The following is a 15,185-nucleotide window of genomic DNA, read 5'->3' on the forward strand; positions in this document are numbered from 1 at the left end:
TCAGCAGCAGGCGCCCGTTGTGCTCTTCTGCGTATTCGGCACGCAGCACGGTGCGTCTGCCGAAATTTTGATACGCGGTTTGGCGAGCGGAACGCAGCATGCTTCGGTGCCCGCAGCGGTTTCCCCTGGTGCGGCAATCTTGTTGGGTTCGCCGAAAACGGGAATGGTGTCGAGCGTATGGAAGGTTTCCCACGCGATTCCGGAGGGGTCATTTACCCAGTATTTGTCGGACTTGGCATAGCAGCACGCTACGCCTTCTTCCTTCTCCACGTCCGGCTGGATGGCACCGAGGCGGCACTGCATTTCGCTCAGTTCTGTGGCCGACTCAACTTGGATGCCGAGATGGTTCAGGCCCACTTCGGCTCCGCGCTGAGAGATGGCAAAGTTCACTCGAGGGTCGTCAAGCATCCACTTCGCATAGTCTGTCTTCACGACGGTCGGTTCGGACGCGAACATGCCGGAATAGAACTTGATGCTGTCGGCAAGGTTGTCGACGGAGACGTGTACGTGCAGGCGTTTCATGAGCAAGCTCCTTCTTTGGAACAGTTGGAAACGCGGACAGGAGAGCAGACGTTCCCGCCGCAGCAGTTCTCGGTCAAAAACCCGAGCAATCCGTTCATAGCCTCGAAATTGGCCGCATAAATGAGCGAACGGCCTTCGCGCGTCTGTGACACTAGATTGGCGTGCAGCAACTCCTTCAGATGGAAGGACAGCAAAGACGGAGCGATTCCGACGCCCTCTGCAATCTGCGTGGCCGGTAACCCACTAGGGCCGGCTTGCACCAGCAGACGAAATACCGCCAAACGGGTCTCTTGTGCAAGGGCGGCGAGTCCAGCAACAACGCTTTTGACATCCATTTCAATATTCCTTGAATTGTTTTATTCAATACTAGTTGAAGTATCATAATTACGCAATGCCTTTATGAGAGCATCAGTGCAAAAACAATATTCACGCGAACTAATATGGAAGAGGTTCCTCGAAAAATTACTTGCCATACGTTGGCGGTAAAAATCTCGATTTTTTTCTTGACCTTCCCGCCGTGGGAAGCCTTAGACTGATAAGCGTGAAAGTTGCCTAAACCAATTTTTCCGTGTGATAGACTTTTGAAATGAACCGCGTCCTCAAGACATTTTTGCTTTGGCTGTTGATAGCCGCTCTGCCTCTCCAAGGCATGGCCGCTGTTATCAAAGCGTCTTGTGGACCGCGTCATCACGACATGTCATCCGTGATGATGATGAAGGGACACCATTCCCATGATGAAGCTACTGCACCTCACCAGCACGATGACGCAGGAAACACCGTAGTTGCTGATGACGCACAAAAAGCCTCAGCCAAAAAGAGTGCTGAAGCTAAGCAAGGCCCCCATCTTTCTTACTGCAGTGCCTGTGCAGCTTGCTGTTTCGGTGCTGCCGCTCCCCCGCCGTCCGTTTCCTTGACTCCTGACTTCAGTACCGTCGAAGCGGCAGTCATTCCTCCCGTTGTATCGTTCACCGGCTTCATTCCGGCTGGTCTCGAACGCCCTCCAAGACATCTTTCCGCTTAATCGTCGCCTAGAGCTGACGACGGGCTTCATTCGCTTGTCCGGTCACGCTCCTTCGCAGGTTCACGTGCATTTGTTCGCACGTACGTTCTATCGATTTGAGGGAAATGATGTCAACCAAACAATGGCTAGCGGTCGCCGCATGGGCCTTATTGCCCATTGCCGCTTCTGCACAACAAGAACAGGCCAAATACAACCCCGCTGACGCAAATGCGCCGGTCAATACTGTGCCTTATGAGTCCGCCTTCAAAGGCTTCCGCTCGTCCAGCGATGAACAAGCATCGCCGGACAAGGTTTGGCGCGCCGCCAACGATGAAATGGGCAAGCTCGGAGGGCACGCCGGTCATATGAAATCTGGCCAAAGTCAGCCCACTGCTTCCCCCGCCGTCGAAAAAGCTTCGGAAAAGCAAGGCAATGCTGTCGACCACAGCAAGCATCACTAAGGGGATAACAATGACGAAAAAGAACCTTATCCCGCATCGTTCGATTCTGGCAACGGGGCTTCTGAGCATCTTCCTGACTGGTTGCGCCACGTTCTCTGCCGACGGCGGACTTGATAACGTGTCTGCCATGACCAAGGAGCGTACTGGCCAGGATGTGCGCTTTTCCAAGCCAACGTCAGATACCAGCAGTACGACTTCCGACGCGGTCAGCCAGTTATTGGCCAAGCCGCTGACGCCGGATACGGCTGTGCAGATTGCTTTGGCAAACAACAAGTCGCTGCAGGCTTCTTTCGCCGAGCTTGGCGTTGCAGAAGCTGACCGGGTTCAGGCTGGCCGCATCCGTAATCCCAGCTTTTCATTCGGCCGCATGCGCGGGGGCGAGGACGTCGAAATCGAGCGAAGCGTCATGTTCGACTTGCTCGGAATCGTCACCATGCCATTTCGCAGCGGTATAGAAAACCGGCGCTTTGAACAGGCAAAGCTGCAGGCTGCCTCGCAAGCCGTGCAGCTGGCCGCCGATACCCGGCGTGCCTACTTCAATGCAGTAGCCGCAGAGCAGACTGCGAAATACATGGAGCAAGTCCAGGCTGCTGCTGATGCCGGCGCCGAACTGTCACAGCGGCTGGCACGAGTAGGCAACGTCAGCAAGCTGGACCAGGCACGAGAGCAAGTCTTCTATGCGGACGCTACCGCGCAGGTTGCACGCGCTCGACATAACGCCACCGCGGCGCGTGAACAACTCACTCGCCTCCTCGGCTTGTGGGGCAAGAACACCGCTTTCACGCTCCCAGACCGGTTGCCAGACCTGCCTAAGGCTCCGACCGAGATGTCCAATGCGGAACAGTTGGCGATGGAGCAACGCTTGGACATCCAAATGTCCAAGCGTGACGCCCATGCCACTGCCAGTGCGCTTGGTTTGACCAAGGCGACCCGCTTCATCAACGTTCTGGACGCTGGCTATACCAACAAGAGCGAGACAGGTGCGCCTCGCGCGAACGGCTATGAAATCGAGCTGGAGCTTCCCATTTTCGACTGGAGCGGCGCCCGTACCGCCAAGGCCGAAGCGCTGTACATGCAATCCGTGTATCGGACCGCCGACCTGGCCGTGCGTGCCCGGTCACAAGTTCGTGAAGCCTACTCGGCATACCGCACGACCTATGACCTGGCAAAGCACTACCAATCCGAAGTCGTCCCTTTGAGGAAGAAGATTTCGGATGAGGTCCTGCTTCGCTACAACGGCATGCTGGCCAGTGTCTTCGAACTGTTATCCGACGCCCGTGACCAGGTCAGCAGCGTCAACGCCGCTATCGAAGCACAGCGCGACTTCTGGATAGCCGAGACCGACCTGCAAGCCGCCATCAACGGTACTGGCGGTGGAAACGTACAAATTCGTAGCGCCGCGCCTTCGGAAGCCGGCGCCGCAGAACACTGAACAAGGAATAGAAATGGTTTCGCGTAGAGATTTTTTCACAGGCGCCGCCGCATTGGTGGGCGCGGGTGTAGTCAGCCGCGTAGGCGCGGCCTCCTTGCCGGAAGCACCGGTGATGGAAAGCGCTGCGACCGCAGCTCCTCTTATTCCTCCCAATGGGCGCCCATACAACCCGGTCGTCACACTCAACGGCTGGTCGCTGCCCTGGCGCATGAACAACGGCGTCAAGGAATTTCACCTAGTGGCAGAACCAGTCGTGCGTGAACTTGCGCCTGGCATGAAAGCCAACCTGTGGGGCTACAACGGTCAGTCGCCGGGCCCGACCATCGAAGTGGTCGAAGGTGACCGTGTCCGCATTTTCGTCACCAATCGCCTGCCCGAGCACACTAGTATCCACTGGCATGGCCAGCGCCTGCCGAATGGGATGGATGGGGTGACCGGCTTGACTCAGCCTGGCATCCCGTCCGGCAAAACCTTTGTGTACGAGTTCGAGGCAAAGCGCCCGGGCACCTTCATGTACCACCCGCATGCAGATGAAATGACGCAGATGGCCATGGGCATGATGGGCTTTTGGGTTACCCATCCGAAGAATTCGAATTTCATGAAGGTGGACCGTGATTTCGTTTTCTTGCTCAGCAATTACGACATCGAGCCCGGCAGCTTCACACCGAAGGTCAATACGATGCTGGACTTTAACCTGTTCACTTTCAACAGCCGCGTCTTCCCGGGCATCGACTCGATGAATGTGCGTCAGGGCGACCGAGTCCGTATCCGCTTTGGCAACCTGACGATGACGAACCACCCTATCCATTTGCATGGCCATGAGTTTGTGGTCACGGGGACTGACGGGGGTTGGACACGTCCGGAATCGCGCTGGCCGGAAGTCACCACGGATGTGGCTGTTGGCCAGATGCGTGCGATTGAGTTCGATGCGACCGACCTCGGTGACTGGGCTTTCCACTGCCACAAGTCGCATCACACCATGAACGCGATGGGACACGACGTCCCGACAATGATTGGTGCTGACCATCGCGGTATCGCGCAAAAAATCAACAAGCTTGTGCCTGACTATATGGTCATGGGCGAGCGCGGCATGGCGGATATGGGCGAGATGGAGATGCCGCTGCCTGACAACACGCTACCAATGATGAGCGGCCAAGGCCCGTTCGGCGGTGTCGAAATGGGGGGCATGTTCACCGTCGTGAAGGTTCGAAAGGACCAGAAACCGGGTGATTACAAAGACCCGGGCTGGTACAAGCACCCGGCCGGCACGGTTGCCTATGAGTGGAAGGGAGAAACCCCGCCTGCAACCCGGAGCGGTTCAGCGGGTGGCCAGTCCATGCCATCTGCGAATAATTCTGCGAACGTCGAAATGACTGTTCGCAAACCATCTAGCCATGGTAGCCATCACTAACCGGCAGCAAAACCAGATAAATCAACAAAGAAAGTAATCGCAATGAAAAAGCACTCTGTACTCAAGTCCACTACCGCCGCATTGATGGCCGTTACGTTCGCCCTCGGCGCTGGTCTTGCGTATGCACACGGTAATGAGACACATGCCAAGAAGGCTGACGCGCCCATCTCGACAGACGAGCATGAATTCGGCAAGCAGGGAGACCCGAAGAAGAAGACACGCACCATCACGATTGACATGAACGACACGATGCGTTTTGGTCCAGCGGACATCACCGTCAAGGAAGGCGAAACAATCAAGTTCGTCGTGGCCAATAAGGGGCAGATGATGCATGAGATGGTCATCGGAACGCTGGATGAGCTCAAGGCCCATGGTGAGCTGATGAAGAAGCACCCCGGGATGGAGCACGACGAGCCTTATATGGCACACGTCAGTCCGGGCAAGAAAGAGGAAATGGTCTGGCAGTTCACCAAGGCTGGAGAGTTCTATTACGCCTGCCTGGTACCCGGTCACTTCGAAGCAGGAATGATTGGAAAAATCAAAGTCACAAAGGCAAAGTCATGAAAAGACACCTAATACTGAAAGCTACAATCGTTGGCATGCTGTCGGTGAATCTGGCGGCCACTGCAGCAAACCCTACCATTGAGGTCTACAAGAGCGAAAGCTGCGGCTGCTGTTCCGAATGGGTAAAGCACTTGGAAGCCAATGGCTTTACTGTCAAAGCCAAGAACGTGGCTAACCCGTCCGACTACCGAGAAAAATTCGGGATGCCGGATGAACTTGGCTCATGCCATACCGGTTTTGTTCAAGGCTACGCGCTTGAGGGCCATGTACCGGCAAACGAAATCAAGCGTCTGATTGCAGAAAAACCGAAAGCAAAAGGGTTGGCAGTCCCTGCAATGCCCGTTGGCTCCCCAGGGATGGAAGGGCCTCGCAAAGACCCGTATGACGTTCTGCTGGTAAAGGCAGACGGTAAATACTCCGTGTACAAGCACTACAACTGACTCGAAAGGAAGCACCATGAAGACAATCGCTCAACTGGCACTGGTCGCTGCAATCTTTGGCGTTGCACCAATGACTTTGTATGCTGCAACCGATTCCACCCCTGCAGCCTTATCGTCTGAATCCGCGGGTGAATCTGTGGACGGTGAAGTTCGCAAGGTAGACAAAGACGCCAAGAAAATCACCATCAAGCATGCTGAGCTGAAGAACCTCGATATGCCGGCAATGACAATGGTCTTCCAGGTAAAGGACCCCGGCATGCTGGACAAGGTCAAGCAAGGCGACAAGGTAAGCTTTGTCGCGGCGAAGATTGGCGGTCAATTTACCGTAACCCAAATCGACGTTAAGCAATAACAGTCCTACTCTAGGACCGACAAGCGAAAGCACTTGACCTTACAGCGATGGGAAGGTCTACAGTGAAGTCTCAACCAAATGGAGGTTTCACTATGTACGAGCTGAAAGTAGAAGGAATGACCTGTGGCGGTTGCGCTTCCCGCGTCACAAAGGCGATTCGGTCGGTGGACAGTAATGCCGACGTCAACATCGATTTGAAAAGCAAAACCGTCCGTGTAGATACAACCGCAGATGTGGCGGCACTTGCCTCGGCAGTCACTGCCGCAGGCTATCCGGCAACGGCAACCCAGAGTGCTTAAGCAGATAACCCTTCGGTGGCGGTGACCCGCCCCGAAGGTTATTGGCTCCTGTCGTCCCCTGATGACAGCAATCCCACGTAACTGAAGGCCAAGCCATGCCAAAGATAGTTGTATTGCCTCACGCCGAGTATGCACCTGACGGGCAGACCATTGATACACAGGGGACGACCACCCTCTGCGATGCCTTGCTAGCCAATGGTGTTGAAATTGAGCATGCCTGCGGGAAGGTCGGCGCTTGCACCACCTGCCATGTGGTGGTTACCAAAGGTTTTGAGTCCTTGAATCCGATGGACGAAAACGAAGAGGACATGCTTGACCAAGCCTGGGGCTTACAACCCAATTCCCGGCTTTCATGTCAGGCCATCGTGGGTAATACGGACATAACAGTCGAAATACCGAAGTACACGATTAATCATGCAAAGGAAAATGCGTAAGTCGACGCATCGCCAAGATTTCAAGGCTTATCGGCAAACTTGACCTAGGTCATTCAATTTTCATCATCATCTCCATACGATAGGCCGACCGCATCTTCCATAACGCAGCCCACAGGAGGGCTCATGGACAACCGAACTCAAGAACAACACGTACACCATGACCATCATGGTCACCATCATGTGCATCACGGACATGGAGACGGTGACGTGGCTGAACCGCTCTTGGACAAACCGTTCACGGACCCAGTATGCGGGATGAAAGTCGCGGCAAACCCGGACAAGACTATCTTTTATCAGGGAACGAGCTACCACTTTTGCAGCACGAAGTGCATGGACAAGTTCAAGGCCGACCCCGAAGCCTACCTGGAGCCCAAGCCATCCGCGCCAATCTCCGTGCCGGCACCGGAAGGAACGATTTATACGTGCCCGATGCATCCGGAGATTCGCCAGACGCAACCTGGCAACTGCCCAATTTGCGGGATGTCGCTTGAGCCGGTAATGCCGTCGCTTGAGGAAGAAGAGAATCCGGAGCTGGTCGACTTCCGCCGGCGTTTCTGGTGGACGCTACCGCTGACGGTCGTCGTGACCGTTCTGGCGATGTTTGGCCACAGAGTTTTTCCCCAAGGGTTACCGAGCCAAAGCTGGATAGAGTTCGCCCTCAGTACACCAGTAGTCCTGTACGCAGGCTGGCCGTTCTTCGTGCGTTGGGCTCAGTCCATTGCTAACCGCAGTCCAAACATGTGGACGCTGATTGGTACCGGAACGGGTGCTGCCTATATCTACAGCGTGGTGGCGACCATCGCGCCTGGACTCTTTCCGTCCACATTCCAGATGCACGGCCGCGTCGGTGTGTATTACGAGGCCGCGGCCGTCATCATTTCATTGACGCTTCTGGGACAGATTCTCGAGCTGCGGGCACGCTCGCAGACCTCCGCGGCTATAAAGTCTCTTCTCGGGCTCGCACCGAAGACTGCGCGTCGGATACAGCCTAATGGAAGCGAAGAAGACGTCCCACTCACCCATGTCCATATCGGCGATATGCTCCGCGTCCGCCCGGGCGAAAAGGTGCCAGTGGACGGTGAAGTCCTGGAAGGCGAAAGCGCGCTGGATGAATCAATGCTGACCGGTGAGCCTGTTCCGGTCACCAAGCGTGCCGGGGACAAGCTCATTGGAGCAACCATCAATACGAGCGGCAGCCTCGTGATGCGGGCAGAGAAAGTGGGCTCCCAGACGATGTTGTCCCAGATTGTGCAGATGGTTGCCAATGCACAGCGCTCGCGGGCGCCGATGCAACGCCTGGCGGACGTCGTCGCCGGCTACTTTGTGGTCATTGTCGTAGGCATCGCTTTGCTCACACTGCTTGGTTGGGGCGTCTTCGGCCCAGAGCCCAGCTGGGTTTACGGCTTCGTCAACGCCGTTTCGGTGCTCATCATTGCCTGCCCATGTGCCCTCGGTCTCGCGACGCCTATGTCAATCATGGCCGCCACTGGGCGTGCAGCAACACAAGGCGTGCTATACCGCGATGCCGCTGCTATTGAAGGCATGCGCCAAGTTGACACCCTCATTGTCGACAAGACCGGGACCCTGACAGAGGGCAAACCGGCGTTCGACCGTGTCGTTGCGGCGCCAGGATTCACCGACATGGACGTTCTTCAGATTGCGGCCAGTATTGACCAGGGAAGCGAACATCCCTTGGCTCACGCCATCGTGGAAGAAGCCCGTAAGCGTGGAGTCCGTCTGGACAAGCCGGAAACTTTTGAGTCATCCAGTGGCATTGGCGTACGGGGAGTCGTCGCGGGCAAGCGGATTGCGCTTGGAAACACGGCGCTGATGGACCAAGAAAGAGTTGACTGGCGCGGACTCGTAGGACCGGCAGAAGAGTTGCGTAATGAGGGGGCGAGCGTGATGTACCTTGCTGCAGACGGTCGACTGGTCGGACTTCTGGCTGTATCAGACCCTATCAAAGCGACTACCGCAGAGGCTCTCCGGTCTTTGAAAGATGCAGGTCTCAAGGTGGTCATGGCAACCGGCGACGGCCTGACCACGGCAAAGTCCGTTGGTAAGAAGCTTGGCATTGAGGAAGTCTATGGCGAGGTAAAGCCGCAAGACAAACTGAATCTTGTCGAGCGCCTCCAGGGAGAAGGCAAAGTTGTTGCCATGGCTGGAGACGGCATCAACGATGCCCCTGCATTGGCTCGGTCCAACGTTGGCATCGCTATGGGAACCGGCACCGACGTTGCTATCAATAGTGCTCACGTAACACTGGTAAAGGGAGACCTACGCGCGATAGCTCGCGCACGCACACTCTCTGTAGATACGGTACGCAATATGCGGCAAAACTTGGGGTTTGCGTTTATCTACAACGCCTTGGGCATTCCATTGGCGGCCGGCCTTCTTTACCCTTTCACAGGCCAACTACTGTCCCCGATGATTGCAGCTTTGGCAATGAGTCTAAGCTCAGTATCAGTTATCACGAATGCGCTTCGCTTGCGCGGCGGTTCGGGGCAATCCTAAACGCGTCAGAGGAGAACAGGTTCTACGCTGCGATAATGCATTTCAATAGCCAATCAATGTCTTACCGAACTTCAATGAAGAACATGAAACGCCCAAATATTGGATTACATCTATCAAAGTGCCTGTTGGTCTTACTGGCTACAGCATCCGTACATCAGTACAGCATCGCTCAGCAGTCCACAGCGCCGGGAATACAAAAGCGGCTAAGTGACCTGTTCTCGAGTTCCAAGGAAGAGGAGCTTCTGGAGCCCGACTTGGCGTTCAAGATGAAAGTTGCCGCTTCCGGTCCCACTACCCTTGTCGTAGACCTGATACCAGCGAACGGCTATTACTTGTACCGAGACCGAATCCGCTTCGCCCTCAAAAATACCCGTGGAGTAGCTATCAAGTCGGTGAAACTCCCGGTCGGTAAGGTGAAGAATGACCCAACGTTCGGCAGGATGGAAACCTATGAAAAGCCCATCCAAGCCGAAATAGCGTTGGAAAGAGCGCCCAATGCGAAAACTTTGACCCTTGCCGCAAGCTACCAGGGTTGCAACGAAAAAACCGGAGTCTGCTATCCGCCGCAGGACAAAGAGGTCAATCTGACCTTGCCGTGATTATTTGATGTGCCGGTTGGGATACACCGCTGGAGGCACAATGGACATCAACTATGAGCGAATTAAGCGGCTCGACCTGTTGGGTGGAGTTGGAGCAGGAGTGCTGGGAGCCGGCATAGCGCTCCTGTTTGCCAGTTCCCTGCAGCCCTTTGCCGTGCCTGCGCTGTTGATTGGAATCCTCGCACACGGATGGGCAATGTATGCCAAAGGCAAGCTTGTGCGCCAAGCCAAAGTGGAACAGCCGAAATGGGTCATAGTGGCAGAATGGGCTTGTTGGCTGATGCTGACTGGCTTGGTTTTCTATGTCGCCTTAGCCGCACGAACCTAGGCCGTTTCATTCTTCCGGTTTGTGTCAAACAACCTCAAGCTACGCCGCCTAGGAATGCGTTATGGGGTACTTCTATGGGCGCCGGCCGGAGCGACCATCCCGCTTGCCAAGGCAAAGGTCATACGATTACCGTCCTTGTCGCCCAGCAGCGCCCCTTTTACAAAGCAAAAGTTCTTCGCAGAGCGAACAACCTCGGCCTGAAAGGCCAGTCCACTACTCGCCTTGGCGAGACTGAGAAACTGAACTGAAAGCTCAAGCGTGACAACAACATCTACGTCGTACTGGGCAAGCCCAGCTAGAACAAATGCTGCATCGAATCCTGCAGAAATGACGCCGCCATTGATGGCGTCCGTTCCACCTCCGCCAAGTACTCCTTCATTGAGGGTCTTGAACCGGACAACTGCCAGTCCAGGTTCTTCGAAGGTGCCCTCAAAGCCAAACCATTCAATCTCCTTGCGGAAATTGAATCCGGATAGCTGACGGCTTCGCTGCTCGGCGGACAGTCGAAACGGAATTGCCGCTGTTTCCATGGGAACCCTCTCGGTTAGTGGCAATGAGATTTTGTCGCCAAGTCATTGATTATCGGGCAGTCTGGCCGATGGTCACCGCGGCAGCTGTCAGATAAAAGCTGAAGCTGGTCCCGGATGGATTGCAGCTTTTGGATGTCCTGGTTCAACTCCTCAATATACTGACTTGCCAGCTTCTTGACTTCTGCACTCTTCCGCGTCCGGTCCTCCCAAAGGCCTAGCAAGGTCTTGATACGCTCCAGAGAGAATCCCAAATCCCTCGAACGCCGAATGAAGCGAAGGGTCTGCACCTCCGCGTCGGTGTACTGCCTGTAACCGGCGTCCGTCCTAGAACTTTTTTTGATGAGGTCCACGCTCTCGTAATAGCGAATCATCTTCGCTGTGACCCCTGACGCTTTAGCGGCTTCACCAATATTCATTTTTTACCTCGTCTCTGAATGAAAATATGCTCTGGTCATTTCGCAGTTGATTCAGGCTTCCAGCGCCGCAGCAACAACGCATTGCTGACAACGCTGACCGAGCTGAATGCCATTGCCGCACCGGCGATTACCGGGTTGAGAACGCCGAATGCAGCAAGCGGAATTCCAATCAAGTTGTAGATGAATGCCCAGAACAGGTTTTGCTGTATTTTCCTGTACGTCTTTTTCGAAATGTCGATAGCGTCTGCAACCAGCGCCGGGTCGCCACGCATTAGCGTGATTCCGGCAGTATGCATCGCCACATCGGTACCGGTGGACATCGCGATTCCGACGTCGGCCGCTGCCAGCGCGGGCGCGTCGTTGATGCCATCACCTACCATGGCCACTTTCCGGCCATCCTGCTTCAGCGCACCGACGACATTGGCCTTGTCAGCTGGCAGAACCTCCGCCTTGAATTCGGTGATACCAACTGCCGATGCGACTGCTTTCGCGCTGCCGGCGTTGTCCCCTGTGAGCATCACGGACGTCACGCCCATTCCAGCCAGCTTGGCTACTGCATCTTTCGCGGATGGCTTCAACGTGTCACCGAACGCCAACAAGCCTGCGATTTCGGTATTCCTATCCGTCTGTACCGCGAGCCAGGAGACAGTTCTGCCAGAGGCTTCGTGAGCCTTCGCGATATGTTCCTGGCCAGAGGTATTGGCACCCAATTCCTGCATCAAGCGCTTGTTGCCTAGGAATACGGTTACACCTCCAACATCGGCCTGAACGCCACGGCCAGGTAGTGCCTTCGCGTTGGTTGCCGGGCGTAGAGACGTAGCACGCTCCACTGCTGCGGCAGCAACTGCTTTTGCCAACGGATGGTCACTGTACTGCTGAACAGCCTGTGCAAGCTCCAGTACGCGACGTTCGGATTGCGTGCCGCTAGCGATTGCAACAAGTGCCGGCTTGCCTTCAGTCAGAGTGCCTGTCTTGTCAAAAGCTACAGTGGTAACGGCATGAGCTGTTTCGAGAGCTTCCGCATCCTTGATGAGAATGCCGTACTTCGCTGCAACGCCGGTTCCAGCCATGATGGAAGTCGGCGTAGCCAGCCCCAAAGCACAAGGACATGCGATGACCTGAACAGCCACGGCATTGAGCAATGCCTGCTGCCAGTCGCCTGTGACCAGTCCCCAGCCAAAGAAGGTCACGACAGAGATGAGTAGCACGACCGGCACGAAAACGGCACTCACCTTGTCCACGAGCCGTTGGATAGGTGCTTTCACGGCCTGAGCGTCTTCGACGAGCTTGATAATTTGGGACAGCATGGTTGCCCCGCCCACTGCAGTCGCTTCCAGAACCAGCAGGCCATCGGCATTCACGGCACCGCCCGTGACCTTGTCACCCACAGACTTCGTGACAGGCAGGCTCTCGCCAGTTAGAAGCGATTCGTCCAGATGACTTGAGCCTTCTACAACCGTGCCGTCGACCGGGACGCGGTCGCCGGGACGAACGATGACAAGGTCACCTACATGGACCTGTGCAACTGGAACCTGAACGTCTTTGCCGTCTCGGCGCACAATGGCGTCGGTCGCGCGCAACGACTCAAGAGCTCGAAGTGCCGCCACCGTTTGTTGCTTGGCACGAGCTTCCAGCCATTTCCCGAGCAATACAAGCGTGATAACCACTGCCGAAGACTCGAAGTACAAGTGGTCCATCCCCTCATGGCCAGCGTGCGCTATCAGCAGATAGACCGATAAGCCGTAAGCCGCGCTGGTGCCAATCGCAACCAAGAGGTCCATATTGCCTGTACGAGCCATCAGCGCCTTCCATCCGGCCTTGTAGAAACGCGCGCCCAGCCAAAACTGCACTGGAGTGGCCAGCAGCAGCTGAACCCAGCCAGGCAACATCCAGTCTTGGCCAAACGGCATACCAACCATCGGGACGACAAGTGGAAGGCTGAATAAAGCCGCTAAAGCGACAGGCCACCATGTCGGTAGCGTGCCTGTCTTTTCTTTCTTCGGCTCGGTGGCCACTACTGGCGAGGCTTCGTACCCCGCTTTCTGAATGGCCGCGATGAGGGTCTCGACAGGAATGCCGACAGAGGTGATTTGAGCTTTCTCGGTCGCGAGATTGACTGCTGCGTCCGTTACCCCAGGAACCTTCTTGAGGGCTTTTTCTACTCTGGTCACGCAGGACGCGCAGGTCATGCCGGAAATGGAGAGGGAGACAGGCTCGCCAGGAACCTCATAGCCCGCCTTTTCAACCGCGCTGGAAAGCGCCTCCAACGTGGCAGTTTGGTCAACTTCCACGGTTGCCTTCTCTGTTGCAAGGTTCACTGATGCGTTTTTTACGCCCGGCACCTTTTTCAAGGCTCGTTCGACCCGGCCTACGCAGGATGCACAGGTCATCCCATCGACTTTGAAGCTGAGTTCGGTAATGCTGTTTGTATTCTTGAGTGCGGTATCCATGAGGATTCTCCTGATGCTATACCTACACGATAGACCTTCCAACGATGTCAGGGTCAAGCAGTTTTCTTCCCTTTTCAATGCCGAATAGAGAGGTGTAATTTCTACTATGCAAAATTTTCCCAAATGCATGTAGACTGGCCATTATTGCAACAATTGCTGTGAATCCTATGGACCTTGCCACCGACTCCCAACCGAATATCCTTGAGCCCGCACCGGAACCTACGTTGTTTTCGTTGGACTTTGGAAGCAATGGTGGAGTACTTGCACCTACAAGTACCCGCGAATTGCAGGTCTGGATTCAATCAGAAATCGAGTTTTGGGCTTGGGTCGCCTCGGTGCCAACTGGCAGCCACCGCGGCTCAATTGACGAAGGTGTTCAGTGTTTGCACAACGCATTGCAACATGTACAAAACGCCATTCGATATGAGGGAAACTCAAGTGCAATAAGCGAGCAACTTGGCCATGCACAGAATTACCTAAGGAACGGATACATCAAAAAAGAACTGCCTCATAGCTCGTCCGCCTTGGCAGAACGGGTGAACAAGGTGCGGGAACGCGACCCCCTCGAGGCAATTGCGTATCTTTTCGTATTTCTCCCCAAGAGTGGGAACATCTTCGATTCTCGTGACCTCTCTTCTTGGCGGGGGTTCTTGACGGGGATTTCTGAGCTTTATGGCTTCCCTGCGGTGCCACATGAGGCATACGAAACAGCTGTCTCAAGCGCGGAGAAACTACGTGCCCGGGTAGAGCAGCTTCTAGGCGAAAAAACCGAAGTTTTCAATGGGCTCCATCGTCACTATCAAACCATATCGTCTGAAATCACGACCGCCGAGCAAAAGCACAAAGATAACTTCCTCGAGTTCATAAAAGCCAATCAGGCGACATATGACAAAGCGCTCCAAGACCACAAGGACGCGATGTCTAACCTAGAGCAGACCTTCCGCGAAAAGATGACCTTGCGAGCTCCGGTCGAATATTGGGAAGGACGTCAGTCACATCACACACGGCGGTCTACTTTATTGGGGTGGAGCGTGTTTGGGTCAATGTCAGCATTGGCGGTTGCCATCGGACTCATCGCGAATTGGGTGCTGAGCAACCTCAAAGCAGACGGCACCCCGGAAGCATGGCGGGTCTCAGTATTAGCTTTGATTGGCGTGCTTGGTGTATGGGCGGTACGACTCATCGTACGGATGTTTCTCAGTAACGTCCACCTCGGTACCGACGCCGCTGAACGGGTCACGATGGTGAAAACCTATCTCGCCTTACTCGAGGGTGACAAACTACCGTCCGATGACGACCGCAAGCTCATTCTTCAGGCGCTGTTCCGTCCTGCGTCTGACGGCTTAGTCAAAGATGAGGGCTTGCCTCATCCGGCCCTTGAGGCGCTTACACGCATAGGAAGATGACCAATGTGCGACGATACCAGTGCCGAC

The 15,185-nt window shown here is 55.2% G+C and carries 18 protein-coding genes; 13 read left to right on the plus strand and 5 right to left on the minus strand.

Features of this window, described 5'->3' with window-relative positions; translation table 11 throughout:
* Positions 1-522, minus strand: coding sequence for an ArsI/CadI family heavy metal resistance metalloenzyme (locus IGW03_RS25240; RefSeq protein ID WP_194725300.1), 522 nt, complete (start codon positions 520-522; stop codon positions 1-3).
* The gene (locus IGW03_RS25245; protein ID WP_194725301.1) at positions 519-857 is read right to left on the minus strand and encodes an ArsR/SmtB family transcription factor; all 339 of its coding nucleotides are present in this window, start codon (positions 855-857) and stop codon (positions 519-521) included. Before IGW03_RS25245 ends, IGW03_RS25240 begins: the two co-directional genes overlap by 4 nt.
* Positions 858-1,108: 251 nt before the next feature.
* On the opposite strand from IGW03_RS25245, the gene IGW03_RS25250 reads away from it, so the two are divergent.
* From IGW03_RS25250 to IGW03_RS25305, 12 genes are all read left to right on the plus strand, one after another.
* A complete protein-coding gene (locus tag IGW03_RS25250; protein WP_194725302.1) occupies positions 1,109-1,543 on the plus strand; it encodes a hypothetical protein in 435 nt (144 codons plus the stop codon).
* A gap of 104 nt (positions 1,544-1,647) precedes the next feature.
* Positions 1,648-1,983 (plus strand): hypothetical protein, encoded by a 336-nt coding sequence (locus IGW03_RS25255; protein WP_194725303.1) that lies wholly within the window; start codon positions 1,648-1,650, stop codon positions 1,981-1,983.
* Between the two features lie 10 nt (positions 1,984-1,993).
* Positions 1,994-3,415 (plus strand): TolC family protein, encoded by a 1,422-nt coding sequence (locus IGW03_RS25260; protein ID WP_228536078.1) that lies wholly within the window; start codon positions 1,994-1,996, stop codon positions 3,413-3,415.
* 13 nt (positions 3,416-3,428) lie between these two features.
* Positions 3,429-4,826: a multicopper oxidase family protein gene (locus IGW03_RS25265; RefSeq protein WP_194725304.1), complete on the plus strand. Its 1,398-nt coding sequence runs from the start codon at positions 3,429-3,431 to the stop codon at positions 4,824-4,826.
* A 42-nt stretch (positions 4,827-4,868) separates the two neighbouring features.
* On the plus strand, positions 4,869-5,390 hold the full coding sequence (locus IGW03_RS25270; RefSeq protein WP_228536079.1) for a cupredoxin domain-containing protein: 522 nt from the start codon (positions 4,869-4,871) through the stop codon (positions 5,388-5,390).
* Positions 5,387-5,830: a DUF411 domain-containing protein gene (locus tag IGW03_RS25275; protein ID WP_194725305.1), complete on the plus strand. Its 444-nt coding sequence runs from the start codon at positions 5,387-5,389 to the stop codon at positions 5,828-5,830. The genes IGW03_RS25270 and IGW03_RS25275 overlap by 4 nt, the downstream gene beginning before the upstream one ends.
* A gap of 16 nt (positions 5,831-5,846) precedes the next feature.
* Positions 5,847-6,182, plus strand: a complete 336-nt coding sequence (locus IGW03_RS25280; RefSeq protein ID WP_194725306.1) for a copper-binding protein — start codon at positions 5,847-5,849, stop codon at positions 6,180-6,182.
* Positions 6,183-6,274: 92 nt separating this feature from the next.
* A complete protein-coding gene (locus tag IGW03_RS25285) occupies positions 6,275-6,481 on the plus strand; it encodes a heavy-metal-associated domain-containing protein (RefSeq protein ID WP_194725307.1) in 207 nt (68 codons plus the stop codon).
* A gap of 95 nt (positions 6,482-6,576) precedes the next feature.
* Positions 6,577-6,915, plus strand: a complete 339-nt coding sequence (gene fdx, locus IGW03_RS25290) for an ISC system 2Fe-2S type ferredoxin (protein WP_194725308.1) — start codon at positions 6,577-6,579, stop codon at positions 6,913-6,915.
* Between the two features lie 123 nt (positions 6,916-7,038).
* On the plus strand, positions 7,039-9,429 hold the full coding sequence (locus IGW03_RS25295; RefSeq protein WP_194725309.1) for a heavy metal translocating P-type ATPase: 2,391 nt from the start codon (positions 7,039-7,041) through the stop codon (positions 9,427-9,429).
* Positions 9,430-9,503: 74 nt separating this feature from the next.
* The gene (locus IGW03_RS25300; protein ID WP_228536080.1) at positions 9,504-10,028 is read left to right on the plus strand and encodes a protein-disulfide reductase DsbD N-terminal domain-containing protein; all 525 of its coding nucleotides are present in this window, start codon (positions 9,504-9,506) and stop codon (positions 10,026-10,028) included.
* A 40-nt stretch (positions 10,029-10,068) separates the two neighbouring features.
* On the plus strand, positions 10,069-10,356 hold the full coding sequence (locus IGW03_RS25305) for a hypothetical protein (protein WP_194725310.1): 288 nt from the start codon (positions 10,069-10,071) through the stop codon (positions 10,354-10,356).
* Positions 10,357-10,415: 59 nt separating this feature from the next.
* On the opposite strand, the gene IGW03_RS25310 is transcribed toward IGW03_RS25305, so the two are convergent.
* Genes IGW03_RS25310 through IGW03_RS25320 form a run of 3 tightly spaced genes read right to left on the minus strand, consistent with a single transcriptional unit; the run spans position 10,416 to position 13,752 of the window.
* The gene (locus IGW03_RS25310; protein WP_194725311.1) at positions 10,416-10,886 is read right to left on the minus strand and encodes a PaaI family thioesterase; all 471 of its coding nucleotides are present in this window, start codon (positions 10,884-10,886) and stop codon (positions 10,416-10,418) included.
* Between the two features lie 14 nt (positions 10,887-10,900).
* The gene (cueR, locus tag IGW03_RS25315; RefSeq protein ID WP_194725312.1) at positions 10,901-11,302 is read right to left on the minus strand and encodes a Cu(I)-responsive transcriptional regulator; all 402 of its coding nucleotides are present in this window, start codon (positions 11,300-11,302) and stop codon (positions 10,901-10,903) included.
* A gap of 35 nt (positions 11,303-11,337) precedes the next feature.
* Complete coding sequence (locus tag IGW03_RS25320) at positions 11,338-13,752, minus strand: heavy metal translocating P-type ATPase (RefSeq protein WP_194725313.1); 2,415 nt, start codon at positions 13,750-13,752, stop codon at positions 11,338-11,340.
* A gap of 167 nt (positions 13,753-13,919) precedes the next feature.
* Here IGW03_RS25320 and IGW03_RS25325 point away from each other — a divergent pair, with 167 nt between their 5' ends.
* Positions 13,920-15,158 (plus strand): DUF6161 domain-containing protein, encoded by a 1,239-nt coding sequence (locus tag IGW03_RS25325; protein ID WP_194725314.1) that lies wholly within the window; start codon positions 13,920-13,922, stop codon positions 15,156-15,158.
* The last annotated feature ends 27 nt before the right edge of the window (positions 15,159-15,185 follow it).

This window comes from Noviherbaspirillum malthae, assembly GCF_015352985.1.
In the GTDB taxonomy this organism is placed as follows: Bacteria; Pseudomonadota; Gammaproteobacteria; order Burkholderiales; family Burkholderiaceae_D; genus Noviherbaspirillum; species Noviherbaspirillum malthae.

Excerpts from the sequence above, each read along its gene's own strand:
- IGW03_RS25240 (WP_194725300.1), bottom strand. The coding sequence starts at position 522 with ATGAAACGCCTGCACGTACACGTCTCCGTCGACAACCTTGCCGACAGC.
- IGW03_RS25245 (WP_194725301.1), bottom strand. The coding sequence starts at position 857 with ATGGATGTCAAAAGCGTTGTTGCTGGACTCGCCGCCCTTGCACAAGAG.
- IGW03_RS25250 (WP_194725302.1), top strand. The coding sequence starts at position 1,109 with ATGAACCGCGTCCTCAAGACATTTTTGCTTTGGCTGTTGATAGCCGCT.
- IGW03_RS25255 (WP_194725303.1), top strand. The coding sequence starts at position 1,648 with ATGATGTCAACCAAACAATGGCTAGCGGTCGCCGCATGGGCCTTATTG.
- IGW03_RS25260 (WP_228536078.1), top strand. The coding sequence starts at position 1,994 with ATGACGAAAAAGAACCTTATCCCGCATCGTTCGATTCTGGCAACGGGG.
- IGW03_RS25265 (WP_194725304.1), top strand. The coding sequence starts at position 3,429 with ATGGTTTCGCGTAGAGATTTTTTCACAGGCGCCGCCGCATTGGTGGGC.
- IGW03_RS25270 (WP_228536079.1), top strand. The coding sequence starts at position 4,869 with ATGAAAAAGCACTCTGTACTCAAGTCCACTACCGCCGCATTGATGGCC.
- IGW03_RS25275 (WP_194725305.1), top strand. The coding sequence starts at position 5,387 with ATGAAAAGACACCTAATACTGAAAGCTACAATCGTTGGCATGCTGTCG.
- IGW03_RS25280 (WP_194725306.1), top strand. The coding sequence starts at position 5,847 with ATGAAGACAATCGCTCAACTGGCACTGGTCGCTGCAATCTTTGGCGTT.
- IGW03_RS25285 (WP_194725307.1), top strand. The coding sequence starts at position 6,275 with ATGTACGAGCTGAAAGTAGAAGGAATGACCTGTGGCGGTTGCGCTTCC.
- fdx (WP_194725308.1), top strand. The coding sequence starts at position 6,577 with ATGCCAAAGATAGTTGTATTGCCTCACGCCGAGTATGCACCTGACGGG.
- IGW03_RS25295 (WP_194725309.1), top strand. The coding sequence starts at position 7,039 with ATGGACAACCGAACTCAAGAACAACACGTACACCATGACCATCATGGT.
- IGW03_RS25300 (WP_228536080.1), top strand. The coding sequence starts at position 9,504 with ATGAAGAACATGAAACGCCCAAATATTGGATTACATCTATCAAAGTGC.
- IGW03_RS25305 (WP_194725310.1), top strand. The coding sequence starts at position 10,069 with ATGGACATCAACTATGAGCGAATTAAGCGGCTCGACCTGTTGGGTGGA.
- IGW03_RS25310 (WP_194725311.1), bottom strand. The coding sequence starts at position 10,886 with ATGGAAACAGCGGCAATTCCGTTTCGACTGTCCGCCGAGCAGCGAAGC.
- cueR (WP_194725312.1), bottom strand. The coding sequence starts at position 11,302 with ATGAATATTGGTGAAGCCGCTAAAGCGTCAGGGGTCACAGCGAAGATG.
- IGW03_RS25320 (WP_194725313.1), bottom strand. The coding sequence starts at position 13,752 with ATGGATACCGCACTCAAGAATACAAACAGCATTACCGAACTCAGCTTC.
- IGW03_RS25325 (WP_194725314.1), top strand. The coding sequence starts at position 13,920 with ATGGACCTTGCCACCGACTCCCAACCGAATATCCTTGAGCCCGCACCG.